This is a genomic window from Pseudomonas sp. NFACC08-1 (assembly GCF_900106735.1).
Taxonomy (GTDB): Bacteria; Pseudomonadota; Gammaproteobacteria; order Pseudomonadales; family Pseudomonadaceae; genus Aquipseudomonas; species Aquipseudomonas fluorescens_Q.
Genome location: NZ_FNNL01000010.1, coordinates 229,739 through 247,292, shown reverse-complemented (window position 1 = coordinate 247,292; position 17,554 = coordinate 229,739). Strand labels below are relative to the sequence as shown.

Genomic DNA, 17,554 nt, shown 5'->3' with positions numbered 1-17,554 from the left:
TGGGGCCGCTTCGCGCCCCAGCGGGAGCAAGCTCCCTCGCCACAGGGCAGTTTTCAGCCTCTACAAAGGATGCGTCCATGTGAATGAGTAAACCTTTTCCGGCACCGGGGACTGGCAGCGCTGGTTATCCGCATCAGCCCCCACCAGGAACCACTCGGCCCTCGAGGTATCGCCGGCCCGGCGAGCCTTTTGCGGGTCGTAACAGCGAGCCAGGTCCCGGGCGGGGACCAGGGCGAAGGCCCGGGGGTGGCTGCGCAGCCAGGTGGCGGATTGTTCCAGGGCGTTGCCGTTATAAAAGCCGAAATGCACGATGGGTTGCCGGGCGAACAGCCAATGGCCCTCACGCCAACCCACGAGTACCAACTCGGCATTTGAAGTCATCCCCGCGACATCGCGCATCAAGGTCTGGTGGGGGTTGATGCCTTCCTTGTGGGGCTCGACGAAGCCGCGTACAAGCCAGGCACACAACCACAGCGCAGCCAATACGTTGAAAACCCTCCTGCCCCTCGGTCGCGCGCCAAACCAGCAGCGCAGCATCCATGGCACAAGCGGCGCCACCACCAGAATCAACGCGGGTAACGCGGGAAAGATATACAGCTTGCGCTTGCCGCTGCTCAGGCTAAAGAACACCAACACCAGCAGTACCCAACCGAGCAGCACCAACACCCGACCGTCGTGCTTGAGCAGTTGTTTACGCCAGGCCGGCACCAGCCAGGGGAGCATGAACACAATCGGCAGCCAGTACTTCGGAATCACCTGGACGAAAAAATACCAGAATGGTTCGCGATGCTCCCATGCGTTGGCATAACGCCCGGCAGTCTGCTTGAACAGGATTTCCTGGGCATATGCCAGGCTGTCGGCACTGCCCTGCGAGACAATCATCAGCAAAGGCCCCAGCCATAACGCGATGGCGACCAATGCTACGAGCAGCCCCAGCCACCAGCGTCCCGCCTGGCCAGGCATGGCCACCACCCCCTTCCAACCTTTGCGCAGTGCATAGGCGTAGGGAATCAGCAATAGCACCGGCAGAAACCCCACGCCTTTGCTGATGATCCCCAACCCCATCGCCGCACACGCCACGTAGTACCAACGCCAGGCCGGGCCGAGCAGCATGTGCCGGCACAAGCCATAGATCCCCAGGATGGTCCAGAGCGCAAGGAAACCATCGATCTGCCCGGTGCGCAGGATGCTGTAGGTCTGGTAGGTCGCGAGAAACAAGAGCGCCGCGATCACCCCTACGCGCCGCCCCCACAAGCGTCGGCCCAGGTCATACAGGCACGCGGTGGTAACGGCGCCTGCCAGCAGCGCGGGCAAGTACAGGGCAACTTTGGGCAGGTGGGTCAGTTGTACGAACAGCGCCACCGTCCACATGAACAGCGGCGGTTTGTCGGCGTAGATTTCACCGGCGCGATGGGGAATGAACCAGGATCCGTTCTGCAGCATCTCCAGGGCAACGCCAAGGAAGCGCTCCTCATCGACGTTCATCGGTTGGCGCCAGCCAAGGCCAGCGCCCACCATGATCAAGGCCAATACCACAAACGCCAGGAGCTCGAGCCGCGAGGAAGATAGTCGTATCCGCACCGTCTCAGCCCTTTTTGGCCAGTTCGGGGTTTTCCTGCTCATGATGCTTGGCGATCAACTGCAAATTGCGCAGGTAAACGATAAAGCCGAAGGACTGGCCGACAATGAACACCGGGTCTTCGCGGTAGATGGCATAGGCCAGCAACAGCGCGCTCCCGACGATGCTCAGGTACCAGAAGCCAACGGGAATCATGCTGCGCTTCTTGTATTCGCTGTACAGCCATTGCAGGGCAAAACGCCCGGTGAATGCCAATTGACCACCGAAGCCAACGGCCAACCACAACGATTCTCTGCCCATTTTAAACCTCGGTTTCTTGTGCGTTGACGTCCAGGCGGGTGCGTTTGATCAGCCACCACACCCCGAACAGATCGACAATGCCCACCAGCGCCCGGTCCAGGTTGCCGTAATTGGACACCCCGGCCCCGCGCTCACGGTGATTGACCGGATGAACCAGCATCCGGCCGTTGTGACGGCGGATCAGCGCCGGAATGAAACGGTGCATGTGATCGAAATACGGCAGGCGCAGAAACGCCTCGCGCTCGATCAACTTGATGCCGCAACCGGTATCGGGCGTCTGGTCCTTGAGCAGGCTGGCGCGCAATTTGTTGGCAAATCGCGAGGCCCAACGCTTGCTCGCCGTGTCCCGGCGGTTGACGCGATGCCCTGCCACCAGCTTGACGCCCGCGGGGGTGCCTTCGGAGCCGCGCACCAGGTCGAGCATTTTCGGCAGATCGGCCGGGTCGTTCTGACCGTCGCCGTCCAGGGTTGCCAACCAATGCCCGCGTGCCACTTCAGCGGCGTGGTAGACCGAGGTGCTCTGCCCGAGGGAGCGGGTGTGGCTAAGCACCCGCAATTGCTGGTAGCCGCTACCTTGCAAGGTGCTTAACTCAGCGGCGGTGGCGTCGGTGCTCCCATCGTCCACCACGATGACCTCAAAGTTCTCATTGGCCAACGCCGCGCGCACTTCTTCAAGAAGTGGAATGAGATTACCTGCCTCGTTTTTGGCTGGAATCAGGACCGATACATAAGGGCGTTCGTGCATGATGCTCCAGAAAAAAGCTGGGAAATGAGTGGTTAGACGGCGTAATAGTCGCGGTACCAATCGACAAACGACTGCACACCGACGGGCACCGCGACCTGTGGGCGAAACCCCACCCGCGCCTCCAGTTCACGAGTGTCCGCCCACGTGTCGACCACGTCGCCCGATTGCAGTGGCAAGAAATTCTTTATCGCGCGGATGCCCAGCGCTTCTTCAATGCACTCGATAAACTGCAAAAGCCTCACCGGTGAGCCGAAGCCGATGTTGTAGACCTTGTTGCGCACGCCGGTCTCATCGGTCGGCGGCAGCGGAATCAGGCGCACGAGGCCCTCGACGATGTCGTCGATATAGGTGAAATCGCGAGACATCGCGCCGTCGTTGTAAACGTCGATGGCGCGACCGTTGAGGATGGCATCGGTGAATTTGAAGGGCGCCATGTCGGGCCGTCCCCAAGGCCCATACACGGTAAAAAACCGCAGGCCGGTGGTGGGAATGCCATAGAGATGCGAGTAGGCGTGAGCCATCAGCTCATTGGCGCGCTTGGTAGCGGCATAGAAAGACACCGGCTGATCGACAGGGTCGGTCGTGGCGTACGGCAGGCGGTCGTTCAAGCCATACACCGAACTGCTCGAGGCGAAAATCAGGTGCGCCGGCCGATGGGCACGGCAGGCTTCCAATATGTCGAGGAAACCTACCAGGTTGCTTTGCGCATAAACGTCCGGATTGTCGATGGAATAGCGCACGCCGGCTTGGGCCGCGAGGTGGACGACTTGGTCGAAGGCGTGTTCGGCAAACAACTCCAACAGTGCCTGTTTGTCTGCCACATCCAGCAGCTGAAAGCGGAAATCACGATATTCGGCCAAATGAGCCAGTCGTGCCTGTTTCAGCTCGACGCTGTAGTAACTGTTGAGGTTGTCGATGCCAATGACCTGATGACCATCGCTGCACAGCCGCTTGGCGGTATGAAATCCGATGAACCCTGCGACGCCGGTGACCAGTACTCTCATACGCGGCCCAAAACGGTCATTTGCATACATTACCCTGATGGATGGTCCGGCTTTTCCGGGGCTTGCACAGGCTTGTATCAGAAGAAAATGACGGTTTTACGAGCGTAGCGAAAAACCCTATGGGAGCTTGGGTAGGCACAAGATTGGAGGCCACCCGATGGGTCAATCTGGGTCGTTGAGAATCAGACTGCGATAATGCCCCGGGTTGGACCCGGACCATTTGCGAAACGCCTTGTAGAAGGAGCTGGCATCGGCAAAACCCAGGCGTGAGGCGATTTCGACGAAACTGATGGAAGGCTCGGCCAGCCAGGTGATCGCCAGGTCCTTGCGCACGCTGTCCTTGAGGCCTTGGTAAGTCTGGCCCTCCTCCGCCAGGCGTCGACGCAGGGTGGAGGCGGACACGCACAGCTGCTGGGCCAGGGCCTCGGTTTCCGGCCACTGTTCGGCAGGCAACTGCCGCAGGTCGTGCCGGATACGGCTGGCCAGGCTTTGCGGGTCGCGGTATTTGACCAGGATGTTGGCCGGGGCCTGGGCCAGGAAGCGCTTGAGCTCATCAGCGTTGCGTCTGATCGGCAGGTCGAGGCATTCGGCGGCGAAAATCATCCGGGTGCGAGGCCGGTCAAAACGCAGGTTCTGGGAAAACATCACCCGGTAGTCGTCGCAGAAATCCGGCGCCGGGCAACGCAGCTCGACGGAAAGAATGGGAATGCGCCGCCCAGCCAACCAGCAGGCCACCCCATGGACGATCATCCAGTAGGTGAAGTAGGTAAAGGCCCGGCGCGGTTCCTGATCGTCTTCCAGCAGGACGATCTCCGCCAGGCTTTGCTGGCGCACCCACTGGGCCGGCAGGTGTTCGAGCATCAGTGACAGAAAACCCAGCCCCGCCGTCAAGCCGCTCGCCAGCGTCGGCTGGGCCATGGCGCACTGGCAGAGAAACGCCAGGCTGCCGGACTTGAGCTTGCGCGGGTCCATGCCAAAAAACTCATCATCCAGGCGCCGGGCGAGCAAACGCCAGAGCCGCGCATAGGCATGGGCCGGGACCCGCGCCTGGGCGTCGTCGAGCAATGCGGGATCGATGCCCACCTTGCTCAATACCTCATCGATAGCCGCTCCGGGAGCGCAGCTTTGCAGCAGCGCCTCACGCACCAACTGAATGGAGATGGTGTCTTTTTTCGACATGGCGCCGGTGTTCACAGGATCCGGTAAAGCAGCCGTTCTATCCGCACCCGGCTGACCCGTTTCAGGAACCTGGCCACGGCATCGGGGTAATCCGGCAGGGTTTCCAGGTCCAGGTAACGCTCGATCCGGTGAGTGTGGCGGTAGATCTGTTCAAGCTCGGCCTGGCGCGGCGCCAGCAACTCGCCCTTGGGGTCGTCCAGCAACAGCGCGTTTTCCAGGTCCAGGCGAAAGGCCCGCGGGTTGAGGTTGTTGCCGGTCAGCAAGGTGTAGCGCTCGTCGATCCACATGCCCTTGAGGTGATAGGTGTTGTCCCCATCACGCCATAGGTGCAGGTTCAATTGGCCGCTGTCGATAGCGCGCTGATGGCGTTTGGCGAAGCGCCGCAAGCTGATTTCGTAGAGGTATGGCAGCGCCGCGATGATCTTGAACGGCTCGCTTGGCGCAATGTAGAAGTCGTTGGCGGTCTTGTCGCCGACGATGATGTCGATCTTGACCCCCCGGGCCAGGGCGCGATTGAGCTCCCGGGTCACCGCCAGGGGCAGGTTGAAATACGGTGTGCAAATGGTCAGTTGCTGCCGACTGCTGGCGATCAGCTCACCGATCACCCGGCTCAGCGGATTGTTCTTGCCCACCCCCAGCAACGGGCTTACCGACAGGCCGCTCTTATCGAGGCTGCCAACGCTGGTGTCATAGGTCGCGTACTTGAGGCGACTGCGCAGGTCGCCGATGTCCTTGCGCAAACTGCGGGTGCTGGGCAGGTTCGGCAGGTCCAGGCGGTGCACGGCCCTGGAGGTGATCAGGCCGTGCTGCACCAGGTGATGCATCGAATCGGCCAGTGCCGTGTTCTGCAGCAGGTGATAGCGGTCGTAGCGGTATTTGTCGAACTTGTGCAGGTAGACGTTATTCAGGCTTGCGCCGCTGTAGAGCACACAGTCGTCAATCACGAAGCCTTTCAGGTGCAGCACGCCGAACAGCTCGCGGGTCTGTACCGGCACGCCGTAGATCGGCACTTCGCTGGCATGGGTGCGAGTCTGTTCCTGATACCACGCCGAGTTGCCCGGCTGCTTCTTGGCGCCGATCAGCCCGCGCTGGGCCCGCAGCCAGTCCACCACCACGACCACATCCAGTTCCGGACGCGCGGCCTTGGCGGCATGCAGGGCATCGAGGATTTCCTGGCCGGCCTCGTCCTGTTGCAGGTACAGCGCGACGATGTAGATGCGCTGGGTGGCCTGGGCGATTTTCTCCAGCAGGCAACGGCGGAATTGGGCAGCGCCATCGAGGATGGTCACCGCGTCGGCGGTCAGTGCAAAGCTGCGCAGCTTGGGCAGCAGGGAGCGTTTGAAAAGCGACGGCATAGGGCTCGCAAAAGGTCGATTCCGAAGAACGGATGAGCTTACACCATGGATGGGTTTGGGTCTTCCTGTCCTCAAGAAAAAAAGACTTGACCAAGGAGAACGATCATTCTACTTTTGTTTCATGAACGAAATTACTGGTAATGAAACACGAGACATCATCCTCGATGTCGCCGAAAAGTTGATCTATAAAAGTGGCATCGCCGCCACCGGCATGGATCTTCTGGTGAAAACCGCCGGCGTCTCCAGGAAAAGTGTCTATCGCTACTTCGCCAACAAGGACGACCTGATCGTGGCCGCCCTCAGGCGGCGGGATGAGCGCTGGATGCACTGGTTCAGCAGCGAAGTGGACAAGGCGCCGACACCGACGGCGCGGCTGCTCAACCTGTTCACCGTACTCAAGGGCTGGTTCGACAGCGAAGGTTTCCGCGGCTGTGCATTCATCAACACCAGTGGCGAGACAGGCGATCCACAGGATCCGGTCCGCCAAGTGGCGAAGATGCACAAACAGAAGTTGCTCGATTACGTCACCCGGCTGTGCGTCGAACAAGGTGTCCAGAACCCGGACGCATTGGCCCGCCAACTCCTGATTCTGATTGACGGCGCCATTACCGTGGCGCTGGTCATGGGCGACCACAGCGCGGCTGACGACGCCCAGGACTTGCTGAAAAAACTGTTACACGCCTGACCCGTTGAACCCTTGTGCAATTCGTCAATTCACTGGAGATCCGCCATGTCTGCCTCTTCCGAAGTTCGCCCGCCGTTGCCGCCGTTCACTCGTGAATCGGCGATCGAGAAAGTTCGCCTGGCCGAAGACGGCTGGAACTCTCGTGACCCACAAAAAGTATCCCTGGCCTACACGCTGGATACTCAATGGCGTAACCGCGCCGAATTCGCCCATAACCGCGAGGAAGCCAAGGCGTTCCTGACCCGCAAATGGGCCAAGGAACTGGATTATCGGCTGATCAAGGAGCTCTGGGCCTTCACCGATAACCGCATCGCCGTGCGCTATGCCTACGAATGGCACGACGACTCGGGCAACTGGTTCCGCTCCTACGGCAACGAAAACTGGGAGTTCGACGAACAAGGCCTGATGTACAACCGTTATGCCTGCATCAACGACATGCCGATCAAGGAAAGCGAGCGCAAGTTCCGCTGGCCGCTGGGCCGCCGGCCGGACGATCATCCGGGGTTGTCTGAGTTGGGGTTGTAACGCTCTTGACTGAACCACCGTTATCGCGAGCCAGCTCGCTCCCACAGGGAATCCATGTCGGGCACAACATGTGTATCCGCAATGTGGGAGCGAGCTTGCTCGCGATGGCGGTGGCAAATCCGACAAAGGTGCAAACTGACTCACCGCTATCACGAGCAAGCGCCCACAGCAGCGCCAGACAAGCGGCCCCTCCAACAGGCTTGACCCACATGCCGCCAGGCATCACATTGCCTGGGCCGGCGATAAGCTCGCTGTTTCGTTGTGCAGCAGATTTTTGTGGAGCCCATGACCGCGTCGATTCCGATCCGTCCCCCCTGCCCGCCCGGCGTCTGCGATTGTGGCCGTGATGCCTTGCTGCAAGCGCCTGGCAGCGACCTGCGCATCCTTTGCCTGAATCGCCAGGAAGAAAAACGCCTGCTTGAACGTTTGGAGAACATCCAGAGCCTCGACGAACTCCAGCGCCTGCAGCAACGCCTGTACGAGAACCTGGGGATCCGCTTGAGCGTCGAGCCCGGCTATAACGAAGTGCGGACCATGCGCGGCATTGCCATCGAATTCCAGGAGCAGCCCGGCCTGTGCCGGAAAATTCGCCAGTCAATCCCCGCCGCCATTCGCCGCGGTCTGGAAAAACGCCCCGAGATCGCCTGGCGGCTGCTGGATGCCCACGATCTGTTTCGCGACATCTGAACCCAGGCGGCTCCTTCCCTGGAGCGGCACTTCGGCCTAGAAATCCACCGTCGCGGAAAGCAGGTAGGTGCGCGGGGTCGACAGCGTCAAGCCAGGCTCACTGTCATCCGACGCGCCGGCCGAACTCCAGTAACGCTTGTCTGCCACGTTTTCGATGTTGGCCCGCAGGGTGATGTGTTTTTCGTCGACCTTGAATGCATAGCGGGCGCCCACATCGAAACGTTCCCAGGAATCGATTTCCTTGGTGTTGGACTGGTCCAGGTACTGCGAGCTGGAATAGATGCCACGGCTGGTCAAGGTCAGGCCCTGTAGCGTCGGCACGTCCCACTCGGCGCCGAGGTTGACGTTGTACTTCGGCGTGGCCGGTGCGCGGTTGCCGTCGAAAGTGCCGTTGGTGGTCTGGGTCAGTTCGCTGTCGATGTACATCACGCCGCCGAGCAAACGGGTTCCCTTCAGCGGTTCGCCAAACACACTCAACTCCACGCCGGTGTTTTCTCGCTTGCCGTTCGGGCCGAAGACACGCGTCGTCGCGTCGGTCGCATAGGCCGGCTGCTTGATCCGGAACAGGGCGGCGGTGACGGCGAACGGACCGGCATCATACTTGGCGCCCACCTCGACCTGACGGCTGATGAATGGCGGGAAAATCTCGTCCTCGTTCACCGATGTCGACGGCGCGATCTTGCCCTGGCTCAGGCCTTCCATGTAGTTGGCATACAACGACAGCTTGTCGGTCGCCTTGAACAAGATGCCGCCCGACGGCGAAACCTTTTCTTCGTCGTAGGCGGTGTCGCCCTTGACGTTATTCGTCCAGTCGTCAACCTTCACCCGCTGCCAGCGGGCGCCGAGGGTCAGCAGCAAGCGATCATCGAACAGCCCCAGGGTGTCGGACAAGGCCACGCCACTGAAGCGGTTCTCGGTATAGACCTTGTCGTCCTGTCGGGTCGGGTTGCTCGGCGTCGGGGTCTGTACCGGGTCATACAGGTTGCTGCGACCGTTGGCGTAGCGGGCGCCGCCATTTTCGAAGTCCATGTAGAAATAACTGGCCGCCAGGTTGACCTCATGGCTCACCGGACCGGTATGGAACCAGTTGCGCACCCCGGCCGTGGCCGTGCGGACATTTTCGTCGCGGGTAAAATCTCGGGGCTGGACCGTGAAGTCACCGGCGTCGTTGATGACCGAAACGTTGTGCCTGAGGAAGTCATGCTCGCTTTTGCGCGCGCCGACACCGCCATACAGCATGACGGAATCGTTGACGTCGAATTCAGCGTTCACGGCGCCGAAGGTGTCCTTGGTGCGTGCCTTGCTCCAGGACTGGGCGTAGTTGTCACGTACGTCACTGGCGTGAGGAACCTGTGCATTGGCACCCACCTGCACGCGCTCCTGGGGCGCGTCGGTGTTACGCTCGGTGTGGCCGATGTCCGTCGACAGTCGCAGGCGCTCACCGCGAAAATCCAGGCCCAGCACCGCCATCTCGCGGTCCACGCTCTGGTGATCCCATTCGGTATCGCCCGCCTGCTTCACGCCATTGAAACGGATACCGAACTTGTCATCGTCACCAAAACGCCGACCGACATCCACGGCACCGCCAAGCTGGTTGTTGGAGGCATAGCTGCCGGTGAACGAGGTGATGGGCTTGTCGGTGGCACGCTTGGGCACCACATTGATCCCGCCCCCCACGCTGCCCCGCGGCGAGATACCGTTGATAAGCTGGCTCGGGCCCTTGAGGATATCGACGCGTTCGGCCATCTCCATGTCGATGGTGTAGGTCGGCAAGATGCCGTAGAGACCGTTGTACGCCACATCACTGTTAAACAGGCTGAAACCGCGAATGGTGAACTGCTCGTAGCGCCCGCCCGCCGGGTTGGTGGCGCGGACCGAGGGGTCGCTGGCGATCAGGTCGCCCAAGGTACGCGCCTGCTGGTTCTTGACCACCGCGCTGGTATAGGTGGTCATGCTGAACGGCGTTTCCATGAAGTCCCGCGAGCCCAGCAAGCCTTGCGAACCGCGACGAGCAACCTGGCCACCGGCATACGCCGGGCTGTCCGTCGACGCCGTGGCGCCGAGAATCGAGGTGGGTGCCAGTTGCAGGCTGCCGCGTTCCGGTGCCGGCGTCAGGATATAGGCCTGCTCACCCACCGCTTGCAATTGCAGGCCCGAGCCCGACAACAGCCGGGCAAACCCCTCCTCGACCCCGAACTCACCCGAAAGGCCGGCGCTGTTGCGACCACTCACCAGGGCCGGGTCCACCGACAGGTTGACGCCCGCCAGCCCCGCAAACCGGGTCAACGCCGCGCCGAGGCTGCCAGCCGGCACCTGGTAGCTGCGCCGGTCGGCGTCTTCGGCCAGGCTCGATGAGATAAAGAATGGACTGGCGCTCAAACTCAGCATGAGGCTCAGGTTCAACAGCGGACGCCAGCCGGCAAAGGCCGGGCGCAAAAGCAAAGGTGCAACTGCGGACATTGGAAAGCGCTCTCATTTTTTGTTCAGTTGCCTTGAATGACAAGCGAGACAAAAAAAGGGGACAGGCCTCAGGCCATATTTTTGCGAAGTGTCAACGTGACCCAGTAGCGAGTGCGCATGTGCACGTCCAGCGGTAGGCTGGCCGCAAGCAGCGTGAGGATTCGGTCGGTATTGTCCAGGCGGAAGCTGCCTGTGATTCGCAGGGGTTCCAGGGTTTCGTCCCAACGCAACACCCCGGGGCGATAGCGGCTCAGTTCCCGCAGGAAATGCCCCAGTGGCTGGTCCTGCGCAACCAATAGGCCCTCACGCCAACCCAGCTGTGCCACGTCGAACGCCTTCACTGGCCCCGCGCCCGAGTCCTGGATGTTGACCTGCTGGCCTGCTTCCAGGCTCAGCAATGGCCCGCGCAAGGGTTGCAGTTGTGCCGAGCCGCTGACCACCGACACCCGGCAATCGCGTTCGCCCAGGTGCACACAGATTTCGCCACGACCGACGGTGATGAGCCCGTAGGGTGATTGAACGGACAGCGGCGTGCGCCCGGCGAGCGTGAGGGCGATTTCGCCGCGCAACAGCACCAGGCGATGCGTCTTGAGGTCCAGGTCAACGGCGCTGTCGGTGTTCAGTTGCAGCGCACTGCCATCGACCAGCGACCAGCGCCGTTGCTCGCCCGTGGCGGTGTGCAAATCAGCGCGCCAGGCCTCCAATGGCAGCTCTCGCCCCAGCAACCAAGCGGTCGGGACCAATGCCGCGACGCCCAATGCGCGTTTGAGCGCCTCGCGCCGAGCCAGCACTGGGCGGTCCAGCGTTGCCATGCCCAGGGACGCGGGCACCCCGGCAAAGCGCTGGCGCAATCGCTGGGCCTTCTGCCAGGCCGCCTCGTGATGAGCGCTGCTGTCGCGCCAGCGTTGCAGGGCCGCCGAGTCGAATGCATCTGCGTCGAACTCCATCAGGGTCAACCAGCGAGCCGCCGCCCGCGCCGCTTCGCGGGCTTCGGGTGAAGGGGCCGAGCGCATCAGAAGTCCACCAACAGGCAATGCTCATAGGCCTGGGCCATGTAGCGTTTCACGGTGCGTTCGGACACGTGCAGGCGTTCGGCGATCTCGCGATAACCCAGGCCTTCAAGTTGGCTCCAGAGAAAAGCCCGCCGCACCAGGGGCGGCAGGCCATCGAGCAGTTCGTCCAGGGCTTGCAGGGTTTCCAGCAGCAGCCAGCGTTGCTCTGGCGACGGTGCGCAGGCTTCGGGCAGGCTCGCCAGGGCGTCGAGATACGCCTGTTCCAGACTGCGCCGGGTGTAGAAATTGCTCAGCAGACGTTTGCCAACGGTCAGCAGATAAGCCCGGGGTTCTTGCAGGTCAGCCAATGTCTGGGAACTGGAAAGCACCCGCAGGAAGGTATCCTGGCGTAGGTCCGCCGCATCCCAGGCATTGCCCATGCGCCGTCGCAGCCAGCCTTCCAGCCAACTACCGTGATCACGGTACAACGCATGGAGGGAATGCTCCGTCGGCGTAACTGCATCACACATGTCCAGAAGCCTGCGCAAAGTCTTAAATGAGACTGATTCTAATTAATGTTCGCGCGTTAATCCAAGCTCTTTATACAAAGTGTGTCTAAACAGGGGATGGGATTGATTGGGGGGTGCTACGCAGCCCAGCGGGAGCAAGCTCCCTCGCCACAGGGCAGATTTGGAAACCTGTGGGAGCGAGCAGTGCGATCAGTGACTGGCGTGCAAGGTCTTCGCCACCTCGGGCATGGCCGATGAGTGATGGTTGATGATCTTCCACTGGCCATCGAGGCGCTCATAGAGGAAGGTGTAGCGCGCCTGGACCTCGCGCTTGGAACCGTCGGCCTGGGTGAGCGTGAAGGTATAGACACCACTGTCCATCGCCGCATCGGGGCCCAGATGGCGGATCTCCCGGTAGTTGATTTGCCCGACCGGTTTGCCGGCCAGGAAATGCTCGAAGTAATCCTGGATCTGCGCCGGTGTGTTGCGCACCTTGTTGGAAACAGTCGGTTGCAAAATCGCATCCGGGGCGTAGAGGCCGGTCACGGCTGTGGCGCTACCGGTTTGCAGCGCGGCGTTCCAGCGGTCGAACAGGGCCGCGATCTCACGGTCATTCACATTCTTGGGCTGCTCGGCCACCGTGCGATACACATAAGGCGTAGCCTCAAGCGCCTGGACAAGCGGTGCGGCCAGCAGGAATAAAGCAGCAATGGCGCAGGTTTTCATTTTCATCAAAGCGTTCCTTTGGGTTTCAATGGCTCCACTTTGCCGGCCTTCCCTGCCTTCGCCATCGGCCAACCGGTGCCAATCGCCTATGCCGTTCGGCAGATAGGCCCGGTGCCGGTGACACGTTCTAATGACGCCACCGCGAACCGGACCGGTCCTCTTCCACGCTGGAGTTCCCCATGCAAAGCCCACCCCATGACCCCGGCAGCGCCCTGGCCATCCGCAGCCAATATCGCCAGTCGCAAAGCCGCGCCGCACGCCTGGGCCTGCTGCTGGGCACCGGCCATGAACTGACGCAACTGCCCCTGTCGGCCATGCGCCAGCGTGCGCTGCAACGGGCGTGCGCGTTCATGGCCATGGACCATGGCCTGCTGCTGGAGTGGGCACCGGACCACCCGTTGCGCACCCTCGCCAGCCACGGCAGCGCGGAGCGACTCGAGCTGCTCGCCAACCTGGCCCGGCCACAAACGCCCGGCCCACAATGGCTGGAGTCGCCCGGCAGCGGCCTGCCCCAGGTCTTGCGGGTGCCGTTGCGGGCCTCCGACGGTATAGCGTTCGGGGCGTTGTTGCTGGGTAACAGCGTGGCCCTCGGCGCGCCGGACAACGAAGACATCGAATCGCTGCAATTGCTGGCAACGCTGTTGGCGGCGCACTTGGAGAACAGCCGTCTGCTCGAAACACTCCAGGCCCGCGAGCGGACCATGTCCGAGTTGGTCCACCGCCTGTTCAGCGCCCAGGAAGACGAACGCAAGCGCGTGGCCTACGACCTGCACGACGGCCTGGCACAGAACCTCGCCGGTTTGCATCAGCGCTTGCAGGGCTTCGCCGGTCGCTGCCCGTCGCTACCGCCTGCACTGGCCAACGAGCTGCAAAGCATCCTCGACCTGGCCCAAGGCTGCGTTGGCGAGGGCCGGCAACTGATCGGTGGCCTGCGCCCCCACGTACTGGATGATTTCGGCCTGTACAAAGCCGTCGACAAGGAAGCCGACCGCCTGCGTGACGCGGACCTGACGGTGACCTGGGTCGAACACAGCACCGCGCGCCTGCCGGGCCACACGGAGATCGCCTTGTTTCGCATTGCCCAGGAAGGCATCAACAACATCCTCAAGCACGCCCAGGCCAGCCACGTGTGTTTGGGGTTGGCGGTAGAAGACGGCCACGCTTGCCTGCGCGTGGAGGACGACGGCCGTGGCTTTGCCCTGGAGCAACCCATCGAAACCAATGGCAGTTGCCATCTGGGACTGGCCGCCATGCAGGAACGCGCGCACTTGCTGGACGGCCACTTGAGCTGTTGCAGCCAGCCCGGCGGCGGCACCCGACTGCTGGCCAGCGTGCCGCTACCGGCCCACGGAGGACACCCATGACCCCACCCTTGCGCCTGCTGCTGGCCGATGACCACGAAGTCACCCGCACCGGGTTTATCAGCATGCTCGCCGGCAACCCGGGATTCGAGGTCGTCGGCCAGGCCCGCGACGGCCAGGAAGCCCTCGACCTGTGCGAGCGGCTACAGCCGGACATCGCGATTCTCGACATCCGCATGCCCGTCCTCAACGGCCTGGGCGCGGCGCGGATCCTGCAACAGCGCCAGCCCAGAATCAAAGTCGTGATCTTCACCATGGATGACAGCCCAGACCACCTCGAAGCCGCCATCGGTGCGGGCGCGGTCGGCTATCTGCTCAAGGACGCCAGCCGCGATGAAGTGCTCGAGGCCCTCAAACGGGTCGCCCAGGGCGAAGAGGCGTTGAACAGTTCGGTCAGCGCGCGCCTGCTGCGCCGCATGGCCGAGCGCGGTGCCAATGGCGCCACTCAAGTCCAGGCCCTGACCGCCCGAGAACGCCAGGTCCTGGGTCTGGTGGCCGGCGGTTTCAGCAACCGTGAAATCGGCGAAAAGCTGGGCATCGCGCCCGGCACGGCCAAGGCCCACGTAGAGCGGGTCATCGGCAAACTGGGCGCCGCCGACCGGACCCAGGCCGCCGTGCGCGGCGTTGCCCTGGGCCTGGTGGCGCAACCCTCCGGGCAATGGCCATGAGGTTTCTCGCCGCCCGCCGCTGGGCCGACCTGCCCTTGCGAGGCAAGGCCCTGGTGGTGATTTCCCTGCCCCTGGTGGTCCTGCTGTTGTCGCTGGTGCTGATCTATATCACCGAACGCCAGACCGCACGGGCCGAAGAGGACGTGCGCCGGGTGCTGCTGGTCCAGGGAGATATCCAGACAGTCCACACCCTGTTGGCCGAGGCAGCGGCCAGCGTGCGCGGTTACCTGCTGACCCGGCGCGAAGATTTCCTGCCCAGCTACGAACAGGCCACGCCGCTGATCCACGCGGCGTTGCAGCGCCTGGACCACAACATTCGCGATGCCAGGATGCGTGAACACCTCAAGACCATCACCCCGCTGATCGCCGACAAGCTCGACGGTCTGCTCGCGTTGCGCAACGGCAAGCGCGACGACCCCGAGGCCATCACCACGATCCTGATCGAAAACAAACAGGTGCTGGATGTGCTGCGCGAGCAGATCAGCGCCATGCGCATCCGCGAGGACGCCCTGCTCGCCGACCGCAGCGCCGCCGCCTCGGCCACGCGCATGCGCCTGTTGTTCGCTACCTTGCTGGCGGCGGTGTGCGGGCTGCTGGGGGCGATTGTCGCGGTGTTGTTCCTGTCCAAGGGCATTGTCGCCCGCGTCCAGCAGGTGCAAGGCAACGCGCAGCGCCTGGCCTTGGGCCAACCCTTGTTGCCGCAACCGCCGGAGCAGGACGAAATAGGCCAGCTCGGCACGCGCCTGGTGGAGGCCGGGCAGTTGCTCGCCGAACGCGAGCGGGCCCTGCGCGACAACGAGGAGCGCTTGCGGCTGATCATCGATGGCGTGAAGGACTATGGGATCTTCGCTCTGAATGCCCAAGGCTACGTCACCACCTGGAACGCCGGCGCGCAGCGGATCAAGGGCTACACAGAGCAGGAAATCCTCGGCCGCCATTTTTCCCTGTTCTACCTGGCCGAGGAATGCCCGGCGCACCCGGACATGGCCTTGCGCGAAGCCACCCGCGACGGTCATTACATGGAAGAAGGCTGGCGTTGCCGCAAGGACGGCAGCCGCTTCTGGGCCAGCGTGGTCATCACCGCCCAATACGATGGCACCGGCGCCTTGCGCGGTTTTTCCAAGATCACCCGCGATATCACCGACCGACGCGCTGCCGAGATCGCCCTGCGTACCGCCCGCGAAGAAGCCGAAAGCGCCAGCCGGGCCAAGAGCGAGTTTCTCTCGCGCATGAGCCATGAGCTGCGTACGCCACTGAACGCCATCCTCGGTTTTGCTCAATTGCTGGACATGGACTCCACGGCTGGCCAACGCCCCCAGGTCAGCCATATCCTGCGGGCCGGCCAGCACTTGCTGGCGCTGATCAACGAGGTGCTGGACATTGCCCGGATCGAAGCCGGGCGCCTGCCGCTGAACATCGAGCCGATCGCCCTGTCGACGGTGCTGCACGAAGCCCTGACCTTGGTTTCACCAATGGCCGCCGACGCCGGGATCCACTTGGCCGAGCTGCCAGCGCTGCCCGACGACAGCGGCGTGCTCGCGGACCGCCAGCGCCTGGTGCAGGTACTGCTCAACCTGCTGTCCAACGCCATCAAGTACAACCGGCCCGGTGGTGAGGTGCGCATCGAAGTCAGCGTCCAGGCCCATCAGGTGAGCATCGCCGTCAACGACACGGGTCATGGCATTGCCCCGGAACAGCTGGACCAACTGTTCAAGCCCTTCGAACGCCTGGGTGCCGATCCCCAGGTCGAGGGCACTGGCTTGGGGTTGTCGTTGAGCAAGAGCCTGCTGGAAATGATGCAAGGTAACCTGCAGGTCCACAGCGAGCCCGGACACGGCTGCTGTTTCACCCTGCAACTGCCCGGCACCCAGGTAGTTGGCGCGCATTTGCCACCCATCGCCGCCCTGGCGGTGACGCGTTCGCCTCTGGACTATCACGGCAAAGTCCTGTGCATCGAAGACAACCTGTCGAGCCTGGCGCTGATCGAAACCCTGATGCAACGCCGCCCGGGCATCCAGTTGTTGTCGAGCATGCAAGGCCAGATGGGCCTGGACCTCGCTCGCCAGCACAGCCCGCAACTGATCCTGCTGGACGTCAGCCTGCCTGACCTCGAAGGCCTGGAAGTCCTGCGCCGCCTGCGCCAGTCCCCGGCCACCGCCGCCACGCCCGTGCTGATGATCACCGCCGATGCCAGCGACCTGACCCACCGCGCCCTGCGTGACGCCGGCGCCACGGCGATCCTGACCAAACCTATTCATATCCAGGCCTTCCTGGGCCACCTCGAGCACTATCTACCGGAGCCCGCATGAATCGCGACTTGCGCATTCTGATCGTCGACGATCAGCGCCCCAACCTGGACCTGATGGAGCAACTGCTGGCCCGCGAAGGGTTGCACAACGTGCTGAGCAGCACCGAACCTTTGCGCACGCTCGACCTGTTCAACAGCTTCGAGCCGGACCTGGTCATCCTCGACCTGCACATGCCGGCGTTCGACGGCTTTGCCGTGCTGGAGCAACTCAATCGGCGCATTCCGGCCAATGATTACCTGCCGATCCTGGTGCTGACTGCCGACGCGACCCGAGACACGCGCCTGCGGGCCCTGGCCCTCGGCGCCCGGGACTTCATCAGCAAACCCTTGGACGCGCTGGAAACCATGTTGCGCATCTGGAACCTGCTCGAAACTCGCGCGCTCTATAAGGCGTTGCGCGAGTTGATCCCGTCCCAGCAGATCGAACTGTTGCGCCAGCACCGTCCTGCTGCCGGCCCGGCTTGACCTGGC

General features: G+C 62.6%; 17 protein-coding genes. 7 read left to right on the top strand and 10 right to left on the bottom strand.

The window, feature by feature from the left end; all coding sequences use genetic code 11:
• Window positions 1-60: 60 nt before the first annotated feature.
• The 6 genes from BLU76_RS21165 to pssA all read right to left on the bottom strand — a co-directional run bounded on the left by BLU76_RS21165 (window position 61) and on the right by pssA (window position 6,162).
• Window positions 61-1,518 carry an ArnT family glycosyltransferase gene (locus tag BLU76_RS21165; protein WP_371915043.1) on the bottom strand — a complete coding sequence of 486 codons (1,458 nt, stop codon included), beginning with the start codon at window positions 1,516-1,518 and terminating at the stop codon, window positions 61-63.
• Window positions 1,519-1,585: 67 nt separating this feature from the next.
• Window positions 1,586-1,879, bottom strand: a complete 294-nt coding sequence (locus BLU76_RS21160) for a lipid-A-disaccharide synthase N-terminal domain-containing protein (protein ID WP_063321222.1) — start codon at window positions 1,877-1,879, stop codon at window positions 1,586-1,588.
• Between the two features lies 1 nt (window position 1,880).
• Window positions 1,881-2,624, bottom strand: a complete 744-nt coding sequence (locus BLU76_RS21155; protein ID WP_092224246.1) for a glycosyltransferase family 2 protein — start codon at window positions 2,622-2,624, stop codon at window positions 1,881-1,883.
• A 32-nt stretch (window positions 2,625-2,656) separates the two neighbouring features.
• Window positions 2,657-3,628, bottom strand: coding sequence for an NAD-dependent epimerase (locus BLU76_RS21150; RefSeq protein WP_092224244.1), 972 nt, complete (start codon window positions 3,626-3,628; stop codon window positions 2,657-2,659).
• Window positions 3,629-3,790: 162 nt separating this feature from the next.
• Window positions 3,791-4,807, bottom strand: coding sequence for an AraC family transcriptional regulator (locus BLU76_RS21145; protein ID WP_092224254.1), 1,017 nt, complete (start codon window positions 4,805-4,807; stop codon window positions 3,791-3,793).
• A gap of 11 nt (window positions 4,808-4,818) precedes the next feature.
• On the bottom strand, window positions 4,819-6,162 hold the full coding sequence (pssA, locus tag BLU76_RS21140) for a CDP-diacylglycerol--serine O-phosphatidyltransferase (RefSeq protein WP_092224242.1): 1,344 nt from the start codon (window positions 6,160-6,162) through the stop codon (window positions 4,819-4,821).
• Window positions 6,163-6,283: 121 nt separating this feature from the next.
• Here pssA and BLU76_RS21135 point away from each other — a divergent pair, with 121 nt between their 5' ends.
• The 3 genes from BLU76_RS21135 (at window position 6,284) to BLU76_RS21125 (ending at window position 8,059) form a co-directional block, all read left to right on the top strand.
• The gene (locus tag BLU76_RS21135; RefSeq protein ID WP_092224240.1) at window positions 6,284-6,847 is read left to right on the top strand and encodes a TetR/AcrR family transcriptional regulator; all 564 of its coding nucleotides are present in this window, start codon (window positions 6,284-6,286) and stop codon (window positions 6,845-6,847) included.
• Between the two features lie 45 nt (window positions 6,848-6,892).
• On the top strand, window positions 6,893-7,372 hold the full coding sequence (locus tag BLU76_RS21130) for a nuclear transport factor 2 family protein (RefSeq protein WP_046062452.1): 480 nt from the start codon (window positions 6,893-6,895) through the stop codon (window positions 7,370-7,372).
• 285 nt (window positions 7,373-7,657) lie between these two features.
• On the top strand, window positions 7,658-8,059 hold the full coding sequence (locus BLU76_RS21125; protein WP_083569150.1) for a hypothetical protein: 402 nt from the start codon (window positions 7,658-7,660) through the stop codon (window positions 8,057-8,059).
• A 36-nt stretch (window positions 8,060-8,095) separates the two neighbouring features.
• On the opposite strand, the gene BLU76_RS21120 is transcribed toward BLU76_RS21125, so the two are convergent.
• From BLU76_RS21120 to BLU76_RS21105, 4 genes are all read right to left on the bottom strand, one after another.
• Entirely contained in the window at window positions 8,096-10,519 is a 2,424-nt protein-coding gene (locus BLU76_RS21120; protein WP_092224238.1) for a TonB-dependent receptor, read from the bottom strand.
• 68 nt (window positions 10,520-10,587) lie between these two features.
• A complete protein-coding gene (locus tag BLU76_RS21115) occupies window positions 10,588-11,532 on the bottom strand; it encodes a FecR domain-containing protein (RefSeq protein ID WP_092224236.1) in 945 nt (314 codons plus the stop codon).
• Entirely contained in the window at window positions 11,532-12,041 is a 510-nt protein-coding gene (locus BLU76_RS21110) for a sigma-70 family RNA polymerase sigma factor (RefSeq protein WP_063321215.1), read from the bottom strand. The genes BLU76_RS21115 and BLU76_RS21110 overlap by 1 nt, the downstream gene beginning before the upstream one ends.
• A gap of 189 nt (window positions 12,042-12,230) precedes the next feature.
• Window positions 12,231-12,752 carry an SgcJ/EcaC family oxidoreductase gene (locus BLU76_RS21105; RefSeq protein WP_014338290.1) on the bottom strand — a complete coding sequence of 174 codons (522 nt, stop codon included), beginning with the start codon at window positions 12,750-12,752 and terminating at the stop codon, window positions 12,231-12,233.
• Window positions 12,753-12,925: 173 nt separating this feature from the next.
• On the opposite strand from BLU76_RS21105, the gene BLU76_RS21100 reads away from it, so the two are divergent.
• Genes BLU76_RS21100 through BLU76_RS21085 form a run of 4 tightly spaced genes read left to right on the top strand, consistent with a single transcriptional unit; the run spans window position 12,926 to window position 17,548 of the window.
• Entirely contained in the window at window positions 12,926-14,110 is a 1,185-nt protein-coding gene (locus tag BLU76_RS21100; RefSeq protein ID WP_092224234.1) for a sensor histidine kinase, read from the top strand.
• Window positions 14,107-14,775, top strand: coding sequence for a response regulator (locus BLU76_RS21095; RefSeq protein ID WP_092224232.1), 669 nt, complete (start codon window positions 14,107-14,109; stop codon window positions 14,773-14,775). Before BLU76_RS21100 ends, BLU76_RS21095 begins: the two co-directional genes overlap by 4 nt.
• Window positions 14,772-17,084, top strand: coding sequence for an ATP-binding protein (locus BLU76_RS21090; RefSeq protein ID WP_092224252.1), 2,313 nt, complete (start codon window positions 14,772-14,774; stop codon window positions 17,082-17,084). The genes BLU76_RS21095 and BLU76_RS21090 overlap by 4 nt, the downstream gene beginning before the upstream one ends.
• Complete coding sequence (locus BLU76_RS21085) at window positions 17,081-17,548, top strand: response regulator (protein WP_018610463.1); 468 nt, start codon at window positions 17,081-17,083, stop codon at window positions 17,546-17,548. Before BLU76_RS21090 ends, BLU76_RS21085 begins: the two co-directional genes overlap by 4 nt.
• The last annotated feature ends 6 nt before the right edge of the window (window positions 17,549-17,554 follow it).

Bases quoted from the DNA above. Each gene is read 5' to 3' on its own strand.
- BLU76_RS21165 (WP_371915043.1), bottom strand. From the start codon at position 1,518: ATGGTGGGCGCTGGCCTTGGCTGGCGCCAACCGATGAACGTCGATGAG.
- BLU76_RS21160 (WP_063321222.1), bottom strand. From the start codon at position 1,879: ATGGGCAGAGAATCGTTGTGGTTGGCCGTTGGCTTCGGTGGTCAATTG.
- BLU76_RS21155 (WP_092224246.1), bottom strand. From the start codon at position 2,624: ATGCACGAACGCCCTTATGTATCGGTCCTGATTCCAGCCAAAAACGAG.
- BLU76_RS21150 (WP_092224244.1), bottom strand. From the start codon at position 3,628: ATGAGAGTACTGGTCACCGGCGTCGCAGGGTTCATCGGATTTCATACC.
- BLU76_RS21145 (WP_092224254.1), bottom strand. From the start codon at position 4,807: ATGTCGAAAAAAGACACCATCTCCATTCAGTTGGTGCGTGAGGCGCTG.
- pssA (WP_092224242.1), bottom strand. From the start codon at position 6,162: ATGCCGTCGCTTTTCAAACGCTCCCTGCTGCCCAAGCTGCGCAGCTTT.
- BLU76_RS21135 (WP_092224240.1), top strand. From the start codon at position 6,284: ATGAACGAAATTACTGGTAATGAAACACGAGACATCATCCTCGATGTC.
- BLU76_RS21130 (WP_046062452.1), top strand. From the start codon at position 6,893: ATGTCTGCCTCTTCCGAAGTTCGCCCGCCGTTGCCGCCGTTCACTCGT.
- BLU76_RS21125 (WP_083569150.1), top strand. From the start codon at position 7,658: ATGACCGCGTCGATTCCGATCCGTCCCCCCTGCCCGCCCGGCGTCTGC.
- BLU76_RS21120 (WP_092224238.1), bottom strand. From the start codon at position 10,519: ATGTCCGCAGTTGCACCTTTGCTTTTGCGCCCGGCCTTTGCCGGCTGG.
- BLU76_RS21115 (WP_092224236.1), bottom strand. From the start codon at position 11,532: ATGCGCTCGGCCCCTTCACCCGAAGCCCGCGAAGCGGCGCGGGCGGCG.
- BLU76_RS21110 (WP_063321215.1), bottom strand. From the start codon at position 12,041: ATGTGTGATGCAGTTACGCCGACGGAGCATTCCCTCCATGCGTTGTAC.
- BLU76_RS21105 (WP_014338290.1), bottom strand. From the start codon at position 12,752: ATGAAAATGAAAACCTGCGCCATTGCTGCTTTATTCCTGCTGGCCGCA.
- BLU76_RS21100 (WP_092224234.1), top strand. From the start codon at position 12,926: ATGCAAAGCCCACCCCATGACCCCGGCAGCGCCCTGGCCATCCGCAGC.
- BLU76_RS21095 (WP_092224232.1), top strand. From the start codon at position 14,107: ATGACCCCACCCTTGCGCCTGCTGCTGGCCGATGACCACGAAGTCACC.
- BLU76_RS21090 (WP_092224252.1), top strand. From the start codon at position 14,772: ATGAGGTTTCTCGCCGCCCGCCGCTGGGCCGACCTGCCCTTGCGAGGC.
- BLU76_RS21085 (WP_018610463.1), top strand. From the start codon at position 17,081: ATGAATCGCGACTTGCGCATTCTGATCGTCGACGATCAGCGCCCCAAC.